The sequence below is a fragment of the Thiohalorhabdus sp. Cl-TMA genome (assembly GCF_041821045.1).
GTDB lineage: Bacteria > Pseudomonadota > Gammaproteobacteria > Thiohalorhabdales > Thiohalorhabdaceae > Thiohalorhabdus > Thiohalorhabdus methylotropha.
This window is the reverse complement of record NZ_JBGUAW010000001.1, coordinates 293025-313830: the sequence shown is the minus strand read 5'-3', so window position 1 is coordinate 313830 and position 20806 is coordinate 293025. Positions and strand designations below refer to the sequence as shown.

Here is a 20806-nt window from a genome sequence, read left to right as displayed (position 1 = left end):
CCCCGCCCCGGTTTCGACATAGGCATCGTGGCCCGCGCACGGAGCATGGAGGCGTGACGGTCGGTGCCATGGGCGCGGCCATGTGGCTGGGCAGAAACGCCCCCATTACCGTCCCGCCGCCACCGGAGGTGCCCTCGGAGCCCCGGGCCCTGGAGCGCTACCTCGCCGAGCACGAGGCCGCCGTATCCCGCCTGCGGCCCCAGCTGGCGAAGACCGTCCGATGGGCGGAACCGAGCCGGCCCGCGCGCACGCCCGTTTCCGTGGTCTACCTGCACGGCTACGCCGGCTCCCATTACGAGCTGGACCCCGTCTGCGCGCGTCTGGCCCGGGGATGGGGCGCCAATGTCTTCTATACCCGCCTGGCCGGACACGGGCGCGACGGCGCGGCCATGGCGGAGGTGGGCATGGCGGATTGGCTGCACGACGCCCGCGAGGCGCTCGCCGTCGGCCAGCGGCTGGGGGAGCGGGTGGTGGTGGTGGGTACCTCCACCGGGGGCACGTTGGCGGCCTGGCTGGCGGCCAACGTGGACCAGACGGGGGTGGCAGGGTACCACCTGATCTCGCCCAACTTCGGCCCCCGCCATCCCCTGGCGGAGCTCCTGCTCCTGCCGGGCGCGGAGACCTGGTCGACCTGGATCCACGGCCCCGTGCACCGCTTCAATCCGGTGACCGAGGACCACGCCCGCTACGCAACCGCCGAATTCCCCACCCCGGCCCTGATCCCCATGATGCGGCTGGTGGCGCGGGTCCGCGCCCTGGACCTGGGCAGGGCCTGCCGCCCGGTCCAGGTGCTGTACTGCCCCCGGGACCGGGTGGTGGCGCCGTCCACCATCCGGGCCGCCTACCAGCGCCTGGGCGGCCCCCGCAAGGAGCTGTTGGCCGTGGAGGACCCGGGGGACCCCGCCCTGCACCTGCTCGCCGGGGACCTGCTGAGCCCCGGCACCAACCGGCAGGTGGTGGAGGCCATGCGCGCCTTCATGGACCCGGTTGTGTCCGAAACGGCCGCCCCGGCCTGAGCTCCGATCGGGTATGCCCGCCCCCCAGGCCGGAAGGACCCGCAACAAGCACCACCACCCCGGTGACCAGCAACAGGAAAGAGGCCTGTAGCAGGGCCTGTCTGGGACCGAGACCCAATGCCTCGCCGGTGAAATTCGCCGCGAAGTGGAAGACGATGGCCGCCAGCACGGACCCGCCGGTATGATTGTAGACCCAGGCCATGAGCACCGACAGGGCCAGCAGGACCGGTACGAAATCGCCCCAGAAGCGGATGGTGCCGAGACCGATGACGGCCTCCTGGTAGGTACCGGGGATGAGGAAAAGAGGCAGGTGCCACAGGGCCCACAGGGCGCCCAGCAACAGCGCCGCCCCCAGCGCGGGGAGGCGCTCCTGAAGCCGCTCCAGGGCGTAGCCCCGCCAGCCGGGCTCCTCGGGCAGCGGCCCGAAAACCAGCAGGTACCCGGTCATGATGGTCAGGGAGGCGGGCTCCCCCAGCCAGGCGGCCGGGGCGGCCCCCCGGGCGCCCGGAAGCCCCTGGTCCACCAGGAGCGCCGCCAGCGCGGTGGCCGGCGGGATACCCAGGGCGGCGGCCCAGAACGGTCCCGGGACGCGGTGCGGGTCCACCAGACGGCGCAGGAAGTCCCGCCGGGCGGCGGGTCCCTCGCGGGCCAGCCGGACACCCGCCGCCAGCGCGGGGCCCAGACCGCCGACGGCGATCAGCACCGCCACCTCCGCCCCCGAAAGGAGCCCGCGGGCGGCCGCGGCCGTACCCCAGAAGAGCCACGTCCAGCCGAAAGCGAACAGAAAAAACGCGACAACCGGCCACTGCCGAACAGGCATGGCATCCCCCCCTTATTGTAGCCTCCGCGCCGATTCTAGCGGCTATGGCCGTCGGCCGGGAGCCCGGGGGAGCGAGGCCCGTCGGTTCCGCAAACGCAGGAGGCGATCATGCCCATCACCCGAATCGACGATACCCGCCTGGATGCCTTGCGCGGGGAGGCCCGCGACCGGGACCGGCTGCGGGCCAACGACAACCTGCACCCGGAGCTGACCGACCCCGTGCAGCGCATGCTGAACGCCTTCGAGCCGGGCACCTATGTGCGCCCGCACCGCCACGGCTCGCCGCCCAAGTGGGAGCTGTTCCTGGCCCTGTCCGGGGCCGCGGCCTGCCTGACCTTCGACGATTCGGGGATGGTGACGGAGCGCTGCGAGATCCGCGCCGGCGGCCCCCTGTACGGGGCGGAGATCCCGGCCGGTACCTGGCACAGCCTCGCGGCCCTGGCGCCGGGTACCGTCCTGTTCGAGATCAAGCCGGGGCCGTACGCGCCCCTGACGGACAAGGACTTCGCCGACTGGGCCCCGGAGGAGGGCGGCGCGGAGGCAGCGGCCCTGGAGGCCTGGATGCGCGGCGCCGAGGAAGGGGAGCGCTGGTCGAGATAAGGCCGGGGAGTCAGGAGCCGCGGGCGTTGTACACGGCCCCGCCGCGGGCCACATAGTCCCGGATCACCTGGGCGGCCTCGTTCCGCAGGACGTCGCGGTGCACGGCGATGCCCCGGGCCTCCAGGTGCGCCACCCAGTCCGCGGGCTTGGGACCCTCGTCGAAGCCCACTGCCTCGGCGTCCGCGGAGCGCGCGCCGCACACCACCGAGCGGACCCCCGCCCAGATGGCGGCGCCGAAGCACTGGATACAGGGCTCCGCGCTGGTCACCAGCTCGTAATCCCACTCCGGACGGCCGCCCAGGTCATAGCTGCCGAGCCGCTGCTGGGCGAGGGACAGGGCCACCACCTCGGCGTGGGCGATGGAGAGATTGGCCGGCTCCACCAGGTTCACCCCGGAAGCCACCAGCCGCCCGCTGGTCCGCTCCACCACCACCGCGCCGAAGGGGCCGCCGCCGTGGGCGACATTGGCGTCGGCCAGCGCCACGGCCAAGCGCATGCGGGCCTCGGCGTCGGGCATGCAGGCGTCGCGGGGCGCCATGGCCTCCAGCCATCCGGGGATATCGAGCTGCAACCGGTCGTCTACCATGGGAATCCTCGCCTCGGCATTGCGCGGGCATTCTCCTACAGGGCCGCGTGCCGGGCCAGACTTTACGCGGGCCGGGCGCCGGAGGGGTCAGGGATCGTCCACCTCTTCCAGGTGGGCCACCGTCATGGTCTGGTTGTGCAGGAGGCTGCGCGGCTCCCGGCGGCCGGGACACATCTCGCCGTTGGAATAGAACCCGGTCAGGACCGCCTCGGGGCCGAAGGCCCGGCTCACCGCTTCCACCTCATCGGCCACCCGCCGACCGAGGACCAGCTTGCGCCCCACGCAGCTCACCAGCAGGGCCAGCCCGGAGCCGGAGCCCGCTTCCCCCAGCGCGCTCCGCCCCGACTCCCCGGCGCTCTGGATGAGCTGGTGCTCGGTGCTGCGGCAGATCCGGATGCGGGCGTCCTGCTTGATATTGCCGGCGAAGACCAGGCTCTGCTCCTTCTCGTCCACGCCCAGCAGCGTCCGGACCAGCTGGATCTCCGCCTCCTCCCCAGCGCCCTCGCCATCCATCACCGCTACCGGGTAGGAGAGCCCGCTGCCAGGAAGCCGGCCGGCCTCGGTGCCCAGGTACTCCTTGTACACCTCCAGCGCGGGCCGCCCGTCGATCTCGTAGACCGTATTGCGCAGCGAGCGCGTCACCGTGTGGAGGGCACCGAAGGGCTCCCAGCCGCTCAGCGACCCGGAGCCGACCCGCAGACCCCGGCCGTAGAGGCCCACGGCCACGGCGTATCCGGACTGCACCCTGTCGTTATGCAGGACCACGGTGTGCGTGAAGGCCGCGTTGTCCCCGGCCAGTCCGCCCAGGACGGGCACCTCCGGCGGCAGGACCTGCTGCAGGCCCACCAGCAGGTCCGAGCCGTTCACCGCCAAGCCGTCCGCCAGCAGCAGGACGGCGGCCAGATCCGGCCCCGCGAGCCGCTCTCCGAGCTGCCAGCCGGCGTTGAAGGAAAGCCCCATGTCCCGAGCTCGTGCCTCCTCCACCCGCATGTGCGTGCGGCTCCAGTGGACGGCGGTAACCGTCACCGGGTCCTCGGTGACCCCCTCCGCCGAGCTGATCTCGCCGGAAGTGCTGCAGCCGATGACCTCCGCATCGGGATAATGCTCCCGAAGGAGCCTGGGGAGACCGCTGCTCTGCATCTTCTTCAGCGGCCCGAAGACCATGACCAAGTGGGCGTCGGACAGCGCGTCCTGGAGCATGGACTGCCTACCGAACTTGAACGCCGGGATCTTGCCCGGAATGACGGCCTGCTGGACCTGCATTTCCCCCCTCCTCCGTTCTTCATCGCCCCGGTACAACCGCAGCTCAGGGGCAGAAGCATGTTTTATGGGCCTATTTCTACTTCTAGTGACAGATGGGAGCAACCATGGACCCACTTCCGTCCGTATGTCGGGGTATCCACGGACGGTTCGGCCCGGCCCTTTCGGGAACCTCCGGGCAGGCAAGCGCTGACTAAACCGGTACCATGCGAGGTGCCCGGGGACCCCGCCCGCCGGCATTGCGATGATTTCCAGCCACACGAGGCCCGCACCGTGCACGACTGCAAGGACGCCATCCGCGCCAAGGCCCTGGAAGTGGGCTTCGACGCCGTGGGCTTCGCCCGCGCCGAGCTGTCGGAGCAGGCCCGGGCGGGGCTGGCCGACTACCTGGCCCGGGGCCGCCACGGGGACATGGGCTGGCTGGCCCGGCATGCGGACCGGCGCGGCGATCCGCGCACCCTGTGGCCGGAGGCGGCCACGGTGATCGTCGTGGGCATGAACTACGGCCCCGACCATGACCCGCTGGAGGACCTGGAGCACCCGGATACGGGAATGATCTCCGTCTACGCCCGCGGCCGGGACTACCACGACGTGATCAAGAAGCGGCTGAAGCAGCTGGGACGCTGGCTCATCGCGGAATTCGGCGGAGAGATCAAGGTGTTCGTGGATACCGCCCCGGTCATGGAGAAACCGCTAGCCCAGGCGGCCGGGCTGGGCTGGCAGGGCAAGCACACCAACGCCGTCTCCCGGACGTTCGGCTCCTGGCTGTTCCTGGGAGAGGTCTTCACCACCCTGGCGCTGGAGCCCGACGACGCGGAGGCGGACTTCTGCGGGAGCTGCCGCCGCTGCCTCGACGTCTGTCCCACGGACGCCTTCCCGGCGCCCTATCAGCTCGACGCCACCCGCTGCATCTCCTACCTGACCATCGAGCACGGCGGCCACATCCCGCGGCCGCTCCGTCCCGCCATGGGCAACCGGATCTACGGCTGCGACGACTGCCTGGCCGTCTGCCCCTGGAACAAGTTCGCCGCCACCGCCCGCAACGAGTGGCTCCAGGCCCGGGAGGCCCTGAACCGCCCCGCCCTGGCTGAGCTGGCACGCCTCGACGACGACGCCTTCCGGACCCTATTCTCCGGTTCTCCCGTCAAACGCCTGGGCCGTGACCGCTTCGTGCGCAACGTGGTGATCGCCGTGGGCAACAGCGGCGACCGGGGACTGGTGCCGGTGGCGGCGGAGCTGCTGGACGACGGATCCGAGCTGGTGCGGGCCATGGCGGTATGGGCCCTGGGACGGCTCTCCCCGGAGCGGCTGGAGGCGGAGGCGCCGACCCGCCGGGACACGGAGGCGGACATGGCTGTCCGGGAGGAATGGGAGGCGGCGCTTGCGGAGTGCGGAAGCTAGGAGAGTGTGCCATTCCGGCGAAAAATAAGTAACTACAGATAATTACAATAAGGCTGTAGCCCTTGCCGCCGGGCCGGGCCTTTCCCACCTTCCCCGCGGGCGCCGTTCTACGTTTTCATTTTTAAGGGAAAACCCCTAGGGGTTTTCCCTTATTCCTGGTACAAACGGACTACTCCCGTTCAGCGGTACCGGATGGGGGTCCGGTGCCCAAAAGGACTGTTATGCCCGCATCCCTGGAGCACCTTCTCGGTCAGCCGCTTCTGCAAGAGACACCCAACGCAGTGGTGCTCATCGATGACCGGCAGCACATACGCTACTTCAACCCGGCGGCGGAGCGGATTTTCGGCTATTCCCGGGACGAAGTCCTGGGCCGGCCCCTCGACTGGCTGATCCCCGACGCGGTTCGCGCGGTTCACCGGGATATGGTGGATCGCTTTGTCCACGGCGGGGAGGGGACGCGCCGCATGGGCGAGCGGGGGGAGATATGCGGCCGCCGCAAGGACGGGATCCTCTTTCCCGCGGCGGCCAGCATCGCCCGCATCCAGCTGAACGGTGAGCCGCACTTCGTGGCCATCCTCAACGAGCTCACCGACCAGCGGAGCCTCCAGGAGCAGCGTCAGCGCCTGGCGGAGATCCTGGAGGCCACCCCGGATTTCGTGGGCATCGCGGACACGGACGGCCGGGTCCTCTACCACAACCGCGCGGCCCAGCGGCTTTTGGGGCTCCCCGAGAAGGAGCCCATCCGGCAATGGCGCATGGCCGACTCGCATCCGAATTGGGCCATTCAGACCATTGCCCACAAGGCCCTGCCCGAGGCCAGGGAGGTGGGCTACTGGGAGGGGGAGACCGCCTTCCTGGACGCGGGGGGCACGGAGATCCCGGTCTGGCAGACCATCCTGGCCCACCACGCGCCCGACGGCACGCTCCGCTATTTCTCCACCATCGCCCGCGACCTGCGCCCCTCCCGGGAGGCCCAGGAGGAGCTACGCAAGCTGTCCCGGGCCCTCAACCAGGCCGCGGACATGGTCTGGATCACGGACACCGACGGCCGGCTGGAATACGTCAACCCGGCCTTCGAGGCGGCCACCGGCTACGCCGCGGAGGAGGCCCTGGGGCACACGGTGGGCGAGCTGCTGCAGTCGGGGTGGCACGACCAGAGCTTCTACGCCCGCCTTGGCAAGAATCTCCGCCACGAACAGCCCCACCGGGAGATCTCCATCAACCGGACCCGGGACGGCCGGAAGATCCATATCGACGAGACCATCTCCCCGGTGCACAACGAGGCTGGGGAGGTGACCCACTATATCGCCACGGGCCGGGACGTGACGGAGCGGCTGGCCCTGGAGGAGCGCCTGCGCCAGCTGGCCTATTTCGACCCGCTGACGAGCCTCCCCAACCGCGCCCAGCTCGAGGAGCGCCTGACGCACGCCCTCACCGAGCGGACCGGCGAGCATCAGGCCCTCATCCTGCTGGACCTGGACCGTTTCAAGTACCTGAACGACACCCTCGGCCACCCCGCGGGGGACGACCTGCTGCATCAGGTGGCCCGGCGCCTGGAGGCCCAGGTGCGGTCCACGGACCTGGTGGCCCGCCTCGGCGGGGACGAGTTCGTCCTGTTCCTCGATCACCTGGAGGGCACGGAGGGCGCCGTGCAGGTGGCGGAGAAGGTGCTCACCGTCCTCCGTTCGCCCTTCGAGGTGGCGGGCCATTCCCTGTTCGCGGGGGCCAGCCTCGGCATCTCGCTGTTTCCCGATGACGGGCAGGACGCCCCCACGCTCCTGCAGCATGCGGACACGGCCATGTTCGAGGCCAAGAAAGCGGGCGGCAGCCAGTACCGGTTCTTCTCCCGGGGCCTCTCGGAAGCCACCGCGGAGCGGTTCTTCGTGGAGAAGGGCATCCGCCGGGCCCTGGACAACGGGACGGTGCAGGCCTACTTCCAGCCCATCCTGGATCTCGCCCGGGGGCGCATCGTCGGCGCCGAGGCCCTGGCCCGCTGCTGGTTCTCCGACGAAGGCTGGATCCCCCCCGGCCGGTTCATCCCGGTGGCCGAGGAAACGGGGCTGATCCACGAGCTCGGCGAGCAGATCCTGGACCAGGCGTGCGCCGCCTTCCGAACCTGGTGGGACAACGGCTTCCTGCTGGAACGGGTGGCCGTGAACCTCTCGCCCATCCAGCTGGACTCGGAATCCCTGCCCGACCGCATCCAGGCCATCCTCGACCACCACGACCTGGCGCCCTGCCACCTGGAGCTGGAGGTCACGGAGGAGGCCCTCCTGCGCGACGAGTCGGCCCACCTCCACCAGCTTCGCCGCCTGCAGGGCATGGGCGTCGCCATCGCCCTGGACGATTTCGGAACCGGCTTCTCGTCGCCGGCCTACCTGAAGCGCTTCCCGGCCAGCCGCATGAAGATCGACCGCACCTTCATCAACGGCATCGACGCCGACCCCGACAATCAGACCATCCTCCAGTCCCTGCTCGTTCTGGCTGACGGATTCGGCTTCCGCGTCACCGCCGAGGGCGTGGAGACCCAGGCGGAGGCGGACTACCTGGCGGACCTCTTCTGTCAGGAGGTGCAGGGCTTCCTGTTCGCGCGGCCACAAGCCCCGCAGGATTTCCAGCGCACCCTCCAGCGCATCGGCACCTCCCCCGGCTCCTGAGCCGCGGCCGCCCGTCCGCGCCCCGGACCGCCTAGCGGCAATGGGGCGCGTCTATGCGATAATTCCGGAACCTTGGCGCGCCGCTCCGCTCCAAGGAGAAGCTTCCCACGCAAGGATACGGACGCATGCCGACGCTGGTGGTCTGCTCGGGTGGACTGGACTCGGTTACGCTCGCGGAGATGGTGGCCGCCGAGGGCGACCTGGCGGGTCTGGTCACCTTCGATTACGGCCAGCGCCACCGCAAGGAGCTGGACTTCGCCCGGCGCGCCGCCGAGCGGCTGGGCGCCTCCCACGACGTGGTGGACCTCGCCGCCCTGGGCCGGCACCTCTCCGGCTCTGCGCTCACCGATACCGTGGACGTGCCCGAGGGCCATTACGCCGCGGAGAACATGGCGGTTACCGTGGTGCCCAACCGCAACGCCATCCTGTTCACCATCGCCTTCGGCATGGCCAATGCCCGGGGCTGGGATCGGGTGGCGGCCGCGGTGCACGGCGGCGACCACTTCGTCTATCCCGACTGCCGGCCGGGATTCGTGACGGCCTTCGCCGAGATGGAGAACCGCGCCCTGGAGGGGCTGGGGGAGGTGGCCTTCCACACCCCCTTCGTGGAGCGCTCCAAGGCGGAGATCGTCGCCGAGGGGGCGCGTCTCGGCGTACCCTTCGCGGAGACTTGGTCCTGCTATCAGGGCAGGGAGCTGCACTGCGGGCGCTGCGGCACCTGCGTGGAGCGCCGGGAGGCCTTCCACCTGGCGGGGGTAACCGACCCCACCCGCTACGCCGACCCGGATTACTGGCGGCAAGCCCTGCGCGAGAGAGCCTGAGCCATGTTCACCCTGGCCTTCACCCGCCGCTACAGCATGAGCCACCGGCTCCTGTCCCTCTACAACGGCCCGTGCGGCGTGCCGCACGGGCACAACGAGCTCGTCACCGTCCGCCTGCAGGCGCGCCACCCCGAACCGCTGGACGGCCAGGCCAACATGGTCACCCCCTTCCATGCCGCCAAGAAGCGCTGGCACGCCTGGATCGACGAGCGGGTGGACCACACCCTGCAGCTCTCCGACCAGGATCCGCTCCTGACCTATTTCCGCGAACAGGAGCCTTCGCTGCTCGATCGCATCCTCGTCACCCCCGGCGACCCCTCCACGGAAGCCCTGGCCGCCTGCTTCATGGCCAAAGTGAGCACCTTCCTGGCGGAGCAGGGCGGCGATCTGCGCTGCGTGGAGGTGACCATCGAGGAGACCCCCACCAATACGGTCACCTTCGAAGGCGATCCGGACCTGGTCCTGCCAGCGGACCGCTTTCCGGAGCCGCCCTGGTGGAAGCGCCCGGACGGCAGCATCAATGACCTCTAGCGCCGGCGCGCCCGGCCGGGAGGAGCGCCTGCGCATCTCGGAGATCTTCGGCCCCACCGTCCAGGGGGAGGGACGGCACATGGGCCGGCCCACGGTGTTCGTCCGCACCGGGGGATGCGACTACCGCTGCAAATGGTGCGACACGCTGTTCGCCGTGCTCCCCGAGCACCGCCAGGAATGGACCTCCATGGCCGCCGGGACAATCCTGTCCGAGGTGGACCGCCTCGCGGGCGGGCCGATCCTGGTGAGCGTTTCCGGGGGCAATCCGGCCCTGCAGCCCCTGGGCGGCCTGATCGAGGCCGGCCACGAGAGGGGCCATACCTTCACCCTGGAGACCCAGGGCTCCGTGGCCGCGGACTGGTTTTCCGCCCTGGACAGCCTGACGCTGTCCCCCAAGGGCCCGTCCAGCGGCCATGTCACCGGCCTCGCCGAGCTGGAAGCCTGCCTGGACGCCGCCGGGAACGGTCCAGAGACCACCTTCAAGGTAGTGGTCTTCAACGAGGCCGACTACGGCTACGCCCGGGAGCTGGCCGCCAACTATCCCGGGCACCCCTTCTACCTCCAGGTGGGCAACCCCGAGCCCGCGGGCGCGCCCGACTCGGAGGACCTCATGGACCGCTTCCGCTGGCTGGTGGAGCGGACCAACGCCGACCGCTGGTACGCGGCCTCCGTGCTTCCGCAGCTCCATGTCCTGGCCTGGGGCAACCGCCGGGGCGTGTAGTCCGTCCCGACCCCGGCCGGTGTAGGGGCTCTCCCGCCCTTCCCGGGAGCCCGTCCCAATTGGTGTCCCCGTCAGCCGTGCCTAGAGTGGATAAGACATTCGGGACTTCGAGGACGGGGACCAATCATGCGCATCCGCAAGCGCCACATGGGCCTGGGCGCCGCCCTCCTGCTGGCTTCCGGGGGCGCGGCGGCGCAGTACGCCGATCATCACCACCGGCAGCTGGGCTGGCAGGGCTTCTACCTGGGAGCGGGCGCCGGCGACTTCCGCTATGAGGAAGAAGGCCGAGTGCAGGACAACACCTACACCTTCGATGAGTCGGACACCGCCTACAAGCTGTTCGCCGGTTTCCGCTTCAACCCCTTCCTCGGCATCGAGGCCGCCTACGCCGACCTGGGCGAGCCCGGCGGCAGCGTGGGGGGTGACGTATTCGGAGGCCGCAACAAGGTTGATATCCAGGCTTGGTTCGGCTACCTGGTGGGGTATCTGCCGGTGTCGGACGGCTTCGATTTCTTCGGCAAGGTGGGCGCCGCGGTCTGGGAAGTGGACACGGACCTGGAAACGGGAAATAACCAGGCGGACTTCAGCGTCTCCCATGACGGCACGGACTTCGCCTGGGGCCTCGGGGCGCAGGTGAATCTGCCCTGGCCCATTTCCATCCGCGGCGAGTACGAACAGATCGAGCACGACGGCAACGAGGAGCGGATCCGCAGCCGCGACAGCTCCCTGATCAGCGCCTCCCTCCTGTTCCACTTCTGAGCACGCCGGGGCGGGGCGCTTTCCCCGCCGCCTCCTGGTATCATGGCCCGCAGCGGGAACGGCCCGCTGCGGGCCCCTCCGCGGGCCCGTCGACGCAACCCAACCCCGGCCTTCGTCGATCATGCCCGACTACCAAGACCTGCACTACCTCGGCGGTACGGATTCGCCGCTGCCCGGGAGTCCGGAGGAGGCCCGCCTGGAGGCGGTTCCGGACCCGCACGCGGATAGGGATTACCTGGTCCGCTTCACGGTGCCCGAGTTCACCTCCCTGTGCCCGGTGACGGGCCAGCCGGATTTCGCCCACTTGATGGTGGACTACGTGCCCGACGGGTACATCGTGGAGAGCAAGTCGCTGAAGCTGTTCCTGGGCGCCTTCCGTAACCACGGCGCCTTCCACGAGGACTGCACCCTGACCATCGCCAAGCGCCTCCAGGCCGCCGTCCGGCCCAAGTGGCTTCGCATCGGCGGCTACTGGTATCCTCGGGGCGGCATTCCCATCGATATCTTCTATCAGACCGGGGAGCCGCCCGCGGGAGTATGGATCCCCGAGCAGGGGGTGCCCAGCTACCGCGGCCGGGGATGACACCGAAGACGAGGCCATGACCACCGATCACCGCGCGCGGGATCCCTACAGCCAGCTTGCGGACACCGAGGATTGCGGCCTGCGCATCCTGCGGCGGGCCGTGGACGCCGCGCCCAACGGGATCCTGATCACCGACAACACCCGGCCGGACAACCCCATTGTCTACGCCAACCCCGCTTTCGAGCGGATGACCGGGTACACCGCCGGGGAGATCCTGGGCCGCAACTGCCGCTTCCTGCAGGGCGACGACCGGGACCAGCCGGGGATCGCCGAGCTGCGCGCCGCCTTCACCGCCGGCGGAACCGCCACCGTCCTGCTGCGCAACTACTGCAAGGACGGCTCCCTGTTCTGGAACCGTCTGCACATCTCGCCAGTCCGCGACGACCAGGGGGCCCTCACCCACTACGTGGGCATCCAGGAGGACGTCACCCGCGAACGGGAGGAGGAGGCCGCCCGCCGCCAGCTCCTGGAGATCGTCGAGACCACCCCCGACCTGGTGGTCATTACCGCCCCCGACGGCACCATCCTCTACCGCAACCGCAGCGGCCTGGCGGCCATGGGCCTGAGCGGGACCGCCCCCGAGCCCGGCGAAACCCTGGAGGACCTGCTCGCACCATGGGCCCGCCAGCGGCTTCGCGAGGAGGGCCTAGCCACCGCCGTGCGCGAGGGCTTTTGGCAGGGTCCCGGTGCCCTGCTGGATTCCGGCCGCGAGATCCCGGTCTCCCTGGTACTGCTCGCCCACTACGACGGCTACGGCGAGGTGGAGCGCCTGTCGGCGGTCATGCGGGCCGGCGACAGCGCCGCCGAGCCGCCGAGCGCCGCCTCCAGCCAGGCCATGTACCGGGAGATCGTGGAGGCCGCCCGCGAGGGGTTCGACCGCATGCGCCGGGAGGATACCGGGCCGGGCTTCCACAGGCTGCCGGTGGACAGCAGCGGCGACATCGCCTTCCTCGATCCCGAGCGGGTGCGCTTCTTCCAGGCGGAGGGCAACTACGCCTTGGCCTTCACCGAGCGCGACCATCACCTCGCCAACCTGTCCCTGGCCGATCTGGAACGCCGCCTTGAGAGCCGGGGCTTCCTGCGCAGCCACCGCAGCTACCTGGTGAACCTGGACCACGTGACCACCCTCAAGACCCTGGACGGCCAGACCTATCTGGTCATGGACACCGAGCAGGGCGACCGTGTCCCGGTGAGCCGCCGCAACCTGGACACGGTACGCACGGCCCTCGGTCTGGCCTGATCCCCCCGCCGCCGCTCATCCGCGCCGGACACCGCTGACATTCGTCCGGCCGCCGTCCGTCACTCCGTCCTTCCCGACCGTGCCCCCTCCGGATAATATCCCGCCTGCAGAAAGGGGGCCTTCGAGCACTGCGGGAGCCATCACCATGCGCTGGAACACCATCGCCATCCGCGCCAGCCTCACCGGCGGCGCCATCTTCGCTATTATCATCGCCGTCCTGTTCGCCCTCTACAGCGCCGACCAGTACCGCAAGGCGGAAGAGGCCGCCACCACCGAGGCGCGGGCCCTGGTGCTCATGGCGGAGGCCACCCGCAACCAGGTCGCGGAGAAATGGGCGCAAGGCCTGTTCTCCACCGAGCGCCTGCGCCGCTGGATGGCCGAGGCGCCCAGCCAGGAAGCCGGCATGGAGAAGGTGCTGTCGGCGGTGCCGGTGGTAACCGCCTGGCGCGCCGCCCAGGCCAAGGCCGAGGAAGCCGGCTTCGAGTTCCGGCCCATCCGCGAGAACCCCCGGGACTCCGACCACAAGGCCACGTCGACCGAGATGCGGGCGCTCCGCCACTTCCGGGACAACCCGGGTGCCGAGGAGTATTCCTTCGTGGACAAGTCCGCCAACGCCGTACGCTACTTCCGCCCCGTTCGCCTGGGCGAGGTCTGCATGAACTGCCACGGCGACCCAGCGCGCTCCGAAGAGCTATGGGGCAACTCCGACGGCACGGACATCACCGGTCACAGGATGGAAGACAAGGAGGTGGGCGACCTGCACGGCGCCTTCGAGGTGATCATTCCCCTCGACAAGGCGGACGCCCAGGCAGCGGCCAGTATGTGGCGCGGGGCAGGGGTCTCGGTGCTGCTGCTGGTGCTGGGGCTGGGCGTACTGGCGTGGTCCCTGCGCCGCACCGTCTCGCAGCCGGTGAACCAGGTAGTGGAAGGACTGCGCCACGTCACCGACGACTGGGACCTGACCCACCGGCTGCCGGAGAAGGGCCTGGCGGAGGTTCGCGCCCTGGGCCACGGCTTCAACCACTTTACCGATTCCTTGGGGGGCATCCTCCAGGACTGGCGCGACCGCAGCTCGCAGCTGGCCTCCGCCAACCAGGAGCTGTCCGCCACCGCCGACGAGCTGGCCAGCAGCGCTTCCGCCGCCAACCAGCGGGTCGATGACGTGAGCAGCTCCGCCCAGGAGGTCAATCAGGTGGTGCAGGACGTTGCCAACAACATCCAGGAGGTCTCGCAGTCGGCCTCGGCCAGCACCGAGCAGACCCGCAGCGGCATGGAATCGGTGGAGCAGGCCTCAGACCGCATCGGCCAGCTGCAGGAGTCCAGCAAGCGGGTGGACCAGATCATGGAGACCATCCAGAGCATCGCCAAGCAGACCGACCTGCTGGCCCTCAACGCCGCCATCGAGGCGGCCAACGCCGGCGAGCACGGCAAGGGCTTCGCCGTGGTGGCCGACGAGGTGCGCAAGCTCGCCGAGCAGACCTCCCAGGCCACGGAGCAGGTGAGCGACATCGTCTCCGAGCTGCGCAGCCAGTCGGATTCCTCGGTATCGGCCATGAGCCACGTCACCGAGCAGATGCAGGGGGTGATGGAGCAGATCCAGAGCACGGAGGGCAACGCCAACCAGATCGCCACCGCCGCCGAGGAGCTCGCCGCCACCATGGGCGAGACCACCGACAACATGGGCGATATCTCCGGGAACGTGGACCAGGTGGCCGGAAGCGTTTCCCAGCTCGAATCCGCGGCCCGGGAGCTGGAGGAGCTGGCCAGCGGCCTGGACGGCGACCTCAACAAGTTTCGGCTGGAGTAGTCCATGTCGACCCGACTACCGATCCAGCTGGCCGGCGCGCTGGTGGAGCGTCTTCCGGATCCGGTGGTGACCGTGGATCCCGCGGGCCGGATCCAGGCCATCAATCCCGCCGCGGGACGGTGCTTCGGCTGGCAGCCGGAGGAGGCGGCAGGCCAGCCCCTGGAGCTGCTGCTGCCGGTGGCCCCCGAGATCCTCGGGCTGGACGGCGAGGAATCGGCCCCGGAGCCGGACCTGCCCCTGACCCTGCGCGCCCAGAGCCGCACCGGCCGCCCCTTCCTGATCACCCTGACGGGGCTGATCCGGGACGGGCTGACCGCCCTGCTGCTGTCCCCGCCGGCCGCCCCCGCGGACCATGCCGAGGGCCGCCACCGGCTCCTCGGCCAGGCCCTGGAGCAGCTGGGCGATATGGTCTGGATCACCGACCGGCGGGGGCGCATCGAGTACGTGAACCCTGCCTTCGAGCGGGTTACCGGCTACACCGCCTCCGAGGCGGTGGGCCAGCCCAACGCGGAGATACTCGGAGCCGATTACGAGGACGACGCCTTCTACCGGCGGCTGAGCACTGCCCTGGAGGCCGGGCGCGCTTTCCGCGACGTCTTCACCAACCGCACCCGGTGGGGCGAGCTGGTCTACCTGGACGAGACCATCACCCCTGTTCTGGAGCCGGACGGCAGCATCAGCCGCTTCGTGGCCACCGCCCGCGACATCACCCGGCGGCTGGCGCTGGAGGAGCGCCTGCAGCGGATGGCCTTCCACGACCCGCTTACCGGGCTGGCCAACCGCGACCTGCTCCTCAACCGGGCCGACCGGGCCATCATTCGGGCCCGTCACGACCAACAGGCGGTGGCCCTGGTGCTCGTGGACCTGCGGCAGTTCCGCGACATCAACCAGAGCCTCGGCCACGCGATAGGCGACGAGGTGCTGAAGGCAGTGGGCGAGCGGCTCCAGGAGGGTCTGAGCGAGAGCGACACCGCCGCCCGGGTGGGCTCGGACCGTTACCTGCTGCTGCTCGAGGGACTGCACAGCAGCCGCTGGGCCTGCCGCATCACCCAGCGCCTGCTGGGTCGGCTCGAGGAGCCCCTGGAAGTGGCCGACCAGGAGTTCTTCCTGGGAGCCTGGTGCGGGGTGGGGGTCTATCCGGAGGACGGCGACGACGCCGCCTCGGTGCTCAGCCGGGCCGAGACCGCCCTGGGCCGGGCCCGCAGCGAGCGCGTCCGGGGGCCGGTATTCTTCTCACCGGAGCGGGACGAGCAGGCCCAACATCGCCATGCCCTGGAGGTGGAGCTCCACCGGGCCCTGGAGCAGGACCAGCTCCACCTGTGCTACCAGCCTCAGTACCGGCTGAGCGACGGCGTTCTGGTGGGCGTAGAGACCCTGCTGCGCTGGCGGCACCCCCGTCTGGGGCCGGTCTCTCCCGCGGAGTTCATCCCGCTGCTGGAGGACACCGGCCTGATCCATCCGGTCGGCGACTGGGTGCTGCGCACCGCCTGCGCGCAGATGGCCCGGTGGCGGCAGGAGGGCCTGACCGGGGTGGACCTGGCGGTGAACCTCTCCCCCGAGCAGTTCCGCCACCCCCGGCTTCTGGCCCGCATCCAGCAGATCCTGGAGGAGACCGGCATGGCCGAGGAGCGGCTGGAGCTGGAGGTCACCGAGAGCCTGCTGATCGAGAACCCGCCGGACGTGCTCCGCAACCTGCAGGTCCTGCGCGGCATGGGGATCACCATGGCCCTGGACGACTTCGGCACCGGCTACAGCGCCCTGAGCTATCTCCAGGACTTCCCCATCGACGTGCTCAAGCTGGACCGCTCGCTGACCGACGGCCTGGAACGCAACCTGGCACGCAGCCCGGGCCTGATCCGGGGGGTTATCGAGCTGGCCCAGAGCCTGGGCATGGCGGTGGTGGCGGAGGGGATCGAGTCCAACGCGCAGCTGCAGTTTCTGCAGTCGCTGGCCTGTGAGCGGGGGCAGGGCTTCGGCCTGGAGCGGCCCAGGCCACCGGAGGCCATCCCGGCACTGGCCGGGGCGGCGCCTCCGGGCGGGGCGTTCTGAAGGGCGGCCTCAGGCGGACTGCTGCGGGGGCTCGGACTGGGCGAAGCAGTAGAATGGCAGGGCGATGGCCGCCAGCACCACGACCGTTGCGAGGCCGAAAGGCACGTTGGCCGCGATCACCATGAGGATCGCCTCGATCACGAGCTGAACCGGGAACTGACAGAACGCCTTGGGCTGCTGGGGAGCCTCCGTGGTCATTTGCGTCTCCGCTTTGTGGTGGATTCGGGGGCCAATAGACTAGCCATTTCCGGTGGGCGGGGTCGACCCCCTTTGGACATTTTTGCCGCGGTGACCGGGATATTGGCCCACTAGCCCATGGCCACGCGCTCCACCGCGGTTTCCAGACCGCCGTCCGCGCCCAGACGGAGCCAGCGGAAGCCGGGCGGCCGGTCGTCGTAGCTGGATACCGCGGCTCCGGGTCTGAACTGCAGGCAGGTGGAGGGGCTGGCCAGGTAGCGCACGCCGTTGCGGACGGTCTCGAATTGCTGGTGCACATGGCCGAAGACCACCGCCCGCACCGCCGGATGACGGTCGAGCACCTCCAGCAGCGCTGGCGCGTTGTCCACCCGCATGGCGTCCATCCAGGGGCTGTTCACGGAGACCGGCGGGTGGTGGAGCACCACCAGGGCAGCGCGGTCCGGGTGCTCCGCCAGGCAGGCCTCCAGGAAGGTCAGCTCCTCCGCCTCGAGATGTCCGCCCGGCTCCGGCGGCCGTGCGGAATCCAGCAGCACGAGCTGCCATCCCGGCACCAGGATCCGGCGGTCGCACCGCAGCCGCCCCCGCGCGCACTGCTCGGCGAGGAGCGCCTTGTCCTCGTGGTTGCCCGGCAGGCAGTAGACCGGGGCGGGCAGGGCGGCCAGGTGCTCGTCCAGGCGCGTGTAGCTGGCCGCCACCTCCTCTTGGGCCAGATCCCCGCTGGCCAGGACCAGCTCGGCGTCGCCGTGGTCGCGCCGTACGGCGGCAAGCACGGCGGTCAGCGACGCGTCCACGTCCACCTCCCCGAGGCGGCCGTGCGCCTCGGCGAAGAGGTGCGTATCCGTGATCTGGACGATCTTTGTCATGGGGCTCCCCCGCTAGGGCCGGCTACTTATTCCTTATTTGAATTACTTATTTCCGGGTTGCATAGGCTTCGGCGGCCTGCTAAACAATGCGTCCTTTTGAATACTCCCAGGAGCCGAGATGAATAGAGAGGGGGATTTCCAGGCCCCGCTCGAGCCCACCTTCGAGCGCATCGCCACCCCGTTCGAGGAGTTCATACACCAACAGACCACGAGCGGCCTGCTGCTCATCGCCACCACCCTGCTGGCGCTGGTGGCCGCCAACAGCGTGGTGGCCCATTTCTACCAGGAGCTGCTGCACACCCATATCGCCATCAGCCTGGGACCGTGGGTTCTGGACCACACCCTGCACCACTGGATCAACGATGGCCTCATGGCCCTGTTCTTCTTCGTGGTGGGGCTGGAGATCAAGCGCGAGATCCTGGTGGGCGAGCTCGCCTCCCTGCGCCAGGCCGCCCTGCCCATCGTGGCGGCCATCGGCGGCATGGTGGTGCCGGCGGCGCTGTACGTCGCCCTCAACCCCTCGGGACCCATGGCCGCGGGCTGGGCGATCCCCATGGCCACGGACATCGCCTTCGCCGTGGGGGTGATGGTCCTGCTGGGCTCCCGCATCCCCAAGGCGCTGTTCACCTTCCTGGTGGCCCTGGCCATCGTCGACGACCTGGGCGCGGTGGTGGTGATCGCCCTGTTCTACACCGAGAACATTGTCCTCGGCGCCCTGGGCTGGGCGGCGCTGTGGCTGGCCGTGCTGGTGGCCTTCAACCTGTTCGGCATCCGCCGGCCGCTGCCCTATTTCCTCGTGGGCGGGCTGCTGTGGCTGGCCATGCTGGAATCCGGCGTCCACGCCACCCTGGCGGGCATCCTCACCGCCTGGACCATTCCGGCGCGTCCCAAGTTCGACCCCCGCACCTTCAGCAAGCTGGTACGCGAGCTCATGGACCGCTTCGATCGCAAGACGAGCCCCGGTTACAGCCTGATCCACAACCCCGACCAGCGCGCCCTGGTCCAGACCCTGGAAAACGGCGTCCACAAGGTGGAAACCCCCCTGCAGCGCCTGGAGCACCTCTTCCACCTGCCCGTGGCACTGCTGGTGATTCCGATCTTCGCCTTCGCCAACGCCGGCGTCCCCCTCCATCCGGAGCAGTTGGGCACGGTACTCACCCAGCCGGTGACCCTGGGCATCATCCTGGGCCTGGTGCTGGGCAAGACCGTCGGCATCGCCGGCAGCGCCCTGCTGGCCGCCCGGCTGGGCATCGGTCAGCTGCCCACGGGCACCGGACCGGCCCACATCATCGGCGTGGGCCTGCTCGGCGGGATCGGCTTCACCATGTCCATCTTCATCGCCAATCTGGGCTTCGCGGGCATGGAGGAGACCATCGTCCTCGCCAAGACCGGCATCCTGGCCGCCTCCCTGGTGGCGGGCCTGGGCGGGCTGCTGTGGCTCGCCCTGGTGCCCGGACGCCCTCGACCGGCCTGACCGCCGGCCTACGGGCCCGCCCGGGCCCGGGCCGCGCGGCTGTCGCCCAGCCGCAGTCCGAGCAGGGCCAGGAGCAGGGCGCCGGCGATATAGGCGAGCAGCAGCAGGGCCACCGCCTCCATGCTGACCCCCGCGTCGATCAGCACCCCCACGGCGGCGGGCGAGGCGGCGGTGGACAGCACCATGGCCGACTGCACCACCGCCCGGATGGCGCCCAGATGGGCCACGCCGTAGAGCTCCGGCCACAGGGCGCCAAGCAAGGTGCCCGTAGCGCCCATGGATAACCCGGTGAGGGTCAGGTAGACGGGGGCCGCGGCGAAGTGATCGAAGCCCGCCAGCACCCCCAGCCCGACGGCCATGGGCAGCAGGAACACAGGAAGCAGGCGACGGGCACCGAAACGATCCACCACGGGCCCGAAGAACAGCAGCCCGAGCACGTGGGTGGCGGCGAAGCCCACGAAGCTTGTGGCCAGCCAGGCCAGGGTCCAGCCCTTGGCCGCGGCCAGGTGGACCTGGTGGAAGAACAGCGCGGTAACGATGAAGGGCGCCGCCAGCACCGCCGGCAGGATCAGATAGAAGCGTGGATCGCGCAGCACCTGCCCCCGGGTCCACTGGGCGCGCTCCGGCTCCCCGCCGCCGTCCCGGCCCGCCTGCCGTTCCTCCAGGGCACTGCGGCGCGTGCCGTGGCCGCGCAGCAGCCACAGGAGCAGGGGCAGGGCGCCGCCGGCCAGCAGGACGGCCGCGAGGCTCCAGGTGCCCCGCCAGCCCAGGGCGGCGGTCACGGCCACCGCCGCGGAGGGCAGTACCGCCTCGCCCAGGGGCAGCCCCATGCCGGCAATGCTCACCGCCTTGCCCCGTCCCGCCTCGAAATAGCGGCCCATGGTGGTGAAGGCCATGTGGGTCATGAGCCCCTGTCCGGCGAACCGGAGCAGGAACATGGCCCCGCCGACGGCCGCCACCGAGCCCGCCGCCGCCATGAGCAGGCTCCCCGAGGCGACGCCCAGCACCACGAGCACCGCGAACACTCGCAGATCCAGGCGATCCAGCTGCTGGCCCGCCCACAGAAGGAGCACCCCGCTTCCCAGCGTAGCCGCCGAGTACAGCAGGCCGAAGTCCCCGTGGCTCAGGGCATAGGCCGCGCGGATCTGTCCGCCGAACAGGGAGATGAAGTAGGTCTGTCCGAATCCGGACAGGGCCACGGCCACCAGGCCGAAGGCGAGGAAGCGGGCATGGCCGCGGACGAAGTGCAGATATTCCAAGAAGGTGCCCCCGAGAGCCCGGACGGAACGGGCTCCGGATTGTACAGAAAAGGGGCTTCCCGGACATCGCCGGCCGGGTCAATTGACGCCGCATTGCGCCGGACCGTACGTTGCCAGTAGGGGGCTCGGACACGCCCCCGCAATTCAGTCCCTCGCCCCGC

General features: G+C 70.0%; 19 protein-coding genes. 13 read left to right on the top strand and 6 right to left on the bottom strand.

Going from position 1 to position 20806, the window contains the following annotated elements; all coding sequences use genetic code 11:
• Window positions 1–53: 53 nt before the first annotated feature.
• Entirely contained in the window at window positions 54–1016 is a 963-nt protein-coding gene (locus ACERLL_RS01435; RefSeq protein ID WP_373654273.1) for an alpha/beta hydrolase, read from the top strand.
• On the opposite strand, the gene ACERLL_RS01430 is transcribed toward ACERLL_RS01435, so the two are convergent.
• Complete coding sequence (locus ACERLL_RS01430; RefSeq protein WP_373654272.1) at window positions 976–1836, bottom strand: CPBP family glutamic-type intramembrane protease; 861 nt, start codon at window positions 1834–1836, stop codon at window positions 976–978. The genes ACERLL_RS01435 and ACERLL_RS01430 overlap by 41 nt on opposite strands.
• A 108-nt stretch (window positions 1837–1944) precedes the next feature.
• Here ACERLL_RS01430 and ACERLL_RS01425 point away from each other — a divergent pair, with 108 nt between their 5' ends.
• Window positions 1945–2436 carry a WbuC family cupin fold metalloprotein gene (locus tag ACERLL_RS01425; protein ID WP_373654271.1) on the top strand — a complete coding sequence of 164 codons (492 nt, stop codon included), beginning with the start codon at window positions 1945–1947 and terminating at the stop codon, window positions 2434–2436.
• 10 nt (window positions 2437–2446) lie between these two features.
• Here ACERLL_RS01425 and ACERLL_RS01420 read toward each other — a convergent pair whose 3' ends face one another.
• Complete coding sequence (locus ACERLL_RS01420) at window positions 2447–3022, bottom strand: nucleoside deaminase (RefSeq protein WP_373654270.1); 576 nt, start codon at window positions 3020–3022, stop codon at window positions 2447–2449.
• Between the two features lie 87 nt (window positions 3023–3109).
• Window positions 3110–4285, bottom strand: a complete 1176-nt coding sequence (locus ACERLL_RS01415) for an FIST signal transduction protein (RefSeq protein WP_373654269.1) — start codon at window positions 4283–4285, stop codon at window positions 3110–3112.
• Between the two features lie 270 nt (window positions 4286–4555).
• On the opposite strand from ACERLL_RS01415, the gene queG reads away from it, so the two are divergent.
• The 10 genes from queG to ACERLL_RS01365 all read left to right on the top strand — a co-directional run bounded on the left by queG (window position 4556) and on the right by ACERLL_RS01365 (window position 16851).
• Entirely contained in the window at window positions 4556–5683 is a 1128-nt protein-coding gene (gene queG / locus ACERLL_RS01410; protein ID WP_373654268.1) for a tRNA epoxyqueuosine(34) reductase QueG, read from the top strand.
• Window positions 5684–5904: 221 nt separating this feature from the next.
• Window positions 5905–8340, top strand: a complete 2436-nt coding sequence (locus ACERLL_RS01405; protein WP_373654267.1) for a sensor domain-containing protein — start codon at window positions 5905–5907, stop codon at window positions 8338–8340.
• A 125-nt stretch (window positions 8341–8465) separates the two neighbouring features.
• On the top strand, window positions 8466–9161 hold the full coding sequence (queC, locus tag ACERLL_RS01400; protein WP_373654266.1) for a 7-cyano-7-deazaguanine synthase QueC: 696 nt from the start codon (window positions 8466–8468) through the stop codon (window positions 9159–9161).
• 3 nt (window positions 9162–9164) lie between these two features.
• Window positions 9165–9692 carry a 6-pyruvoyl trahydropterin synthase family protein gene (locus tag ACERLL_RS01395; protein ID WP_373654265.1) on the top strand — a complete coding sequence of 176 codons (528 nt, stop codon included), beginning with the start codon at window positions 9165–9167 and terminating at the stop codon, window positions 9690–9692.
• A complete protein-coding gene (gene queE / locus ACERLL_RS01390; protein ID WP_373654264.1) occupies window positions 9682–10413 on the top strand; it encodes a 7-carboxy-7-deazaguanine synthase QueE in 732 nt (243 codons plus the stop codon). The genes ACERLL_RS01395 and queE overlap by 11 nt, the downstream gene beginning before the upstream one ends.
• A gap of 126 nt (window positions 10414–10539) precedes the next feature.
• Window positions 10540–11172: an outer membrane beta-barrel protein gene (locus ACERLL_RS01385; RefSeq protein ID WP_373654263.1), complete on the top strand. Its 633-nt coding sequence runs from the start codon at window positions 10540–10542 to the stop codon at window positions 11170–11172.
• Window positions 11173–11293: 121 nt separating this feature from the next.
• Complete coding sequence (gene queF / locus ACERLL_RS01380; protein WP_373654262.1) at window positions 11294–11755, top strand: preQ(1) synthase; 462 nt, start codon at window positions 11294–11296, stop codon at window positions 11753–11755.
• Between the two features lie 16 nt (window positions 11756–11771).
• Complete coding sequence (locus tag ACERLL_RS01375; RefSeq protein ID WP_373654261.1) at window positions 11772–12995, top strand: PAS domain-containing protein; 1224 nt, start codon at window positions 11772–11774, stop codon at window positions 12993–12995.
• A gap of 145 nt (window positions 12996–13140) precedes the next feature.
• Window positions 13141–14802, top strand: a complete 1662-nt coding sequence (locus ACERLL_RS01370; RefSeq protein WP_373654260.1) for a methyl-accepting chemotaxis protein — start codon at window positions 13141–13143, stop codon at window positions 14800–14802.
• Window positions 14803–14805: 3 nt separating this feature from the next.
• Window positions 14806–16851 carry a putative bifunctional diguanylate cyclase/phosphodiesterase gene (locus ACERLL_RS01365; protein WP_373654259.1) on the top strand — a complete coding sequence of 682 codons (2046 nt, stop codon included), beginning with the start codon at window positions 14806–14808 and terminating at the stop codon, window positions 16849–16851.
• 9 nt (window positions 16852–16860) lie between these two features.
• Here the strand turns inward: ACERLL_RS01365 and ACERLL_RS01360 are convergent, their stop codons facing one another.
• Both ACERLL_RS01360 and cpdA read right to left on the bottom strand, forming a co-directional pair.
• Window positions 16861–17049, bottom strand: a complete 189-nt coding sequence (locus tag ACERLL_RS01360) for a hypothetical protein (RefSeq protein ID WP_373654258.1) — start codon at window positions 17047–17049, stop codon at window positions 16861–16863.
• 110 nt (window positions 17050–17159) lie between these two features.
• Window positions 17160–17912: a 3',5'-cyclic-AMP phosphodiesterase gene (gene cpdA, locus ACERLL_RS01355; RefSeq protein WP_373654257.1), complete on the bottom strand. Its 753-nt coding sequence runs from the start codon at window positions 17910–17912 to the stop codon at window positions 17160–17162.
• Between the two features lie 118 nt (window positions 17913–18030).
• Between cpdA and nhaA the strand changes: the two genes are divergently transcribed.
• On the top strand, window positions 18031–19386 hold the full coding sequence (nhaA, locus tag ACERLL_RS01350) for a Na+/H+ antiporter NhaA (RefSeq protein WP_373654256.1): 1356 nt from the start codon (window positions 18031–18033) through the stop codon (window positions 19384–19386).
• Between the two features lie 8 nt (window positions 19387–19394).
• On the opposite strand, the gene ACERLL_RS01345 is transcribed toward nhaA, so the two are convergent.
• Complete coding sequence (locus ACERLL_RS01345) at window positions 19395–20645, bottom strand: MFS transporter (protein WP_373654255.1); 1251 nt, start codon at window positions 20643–20645, stop codon at window positions 19395–19397.
• Window positions 20646–20806: the final 161 nt, after the last annotated feature.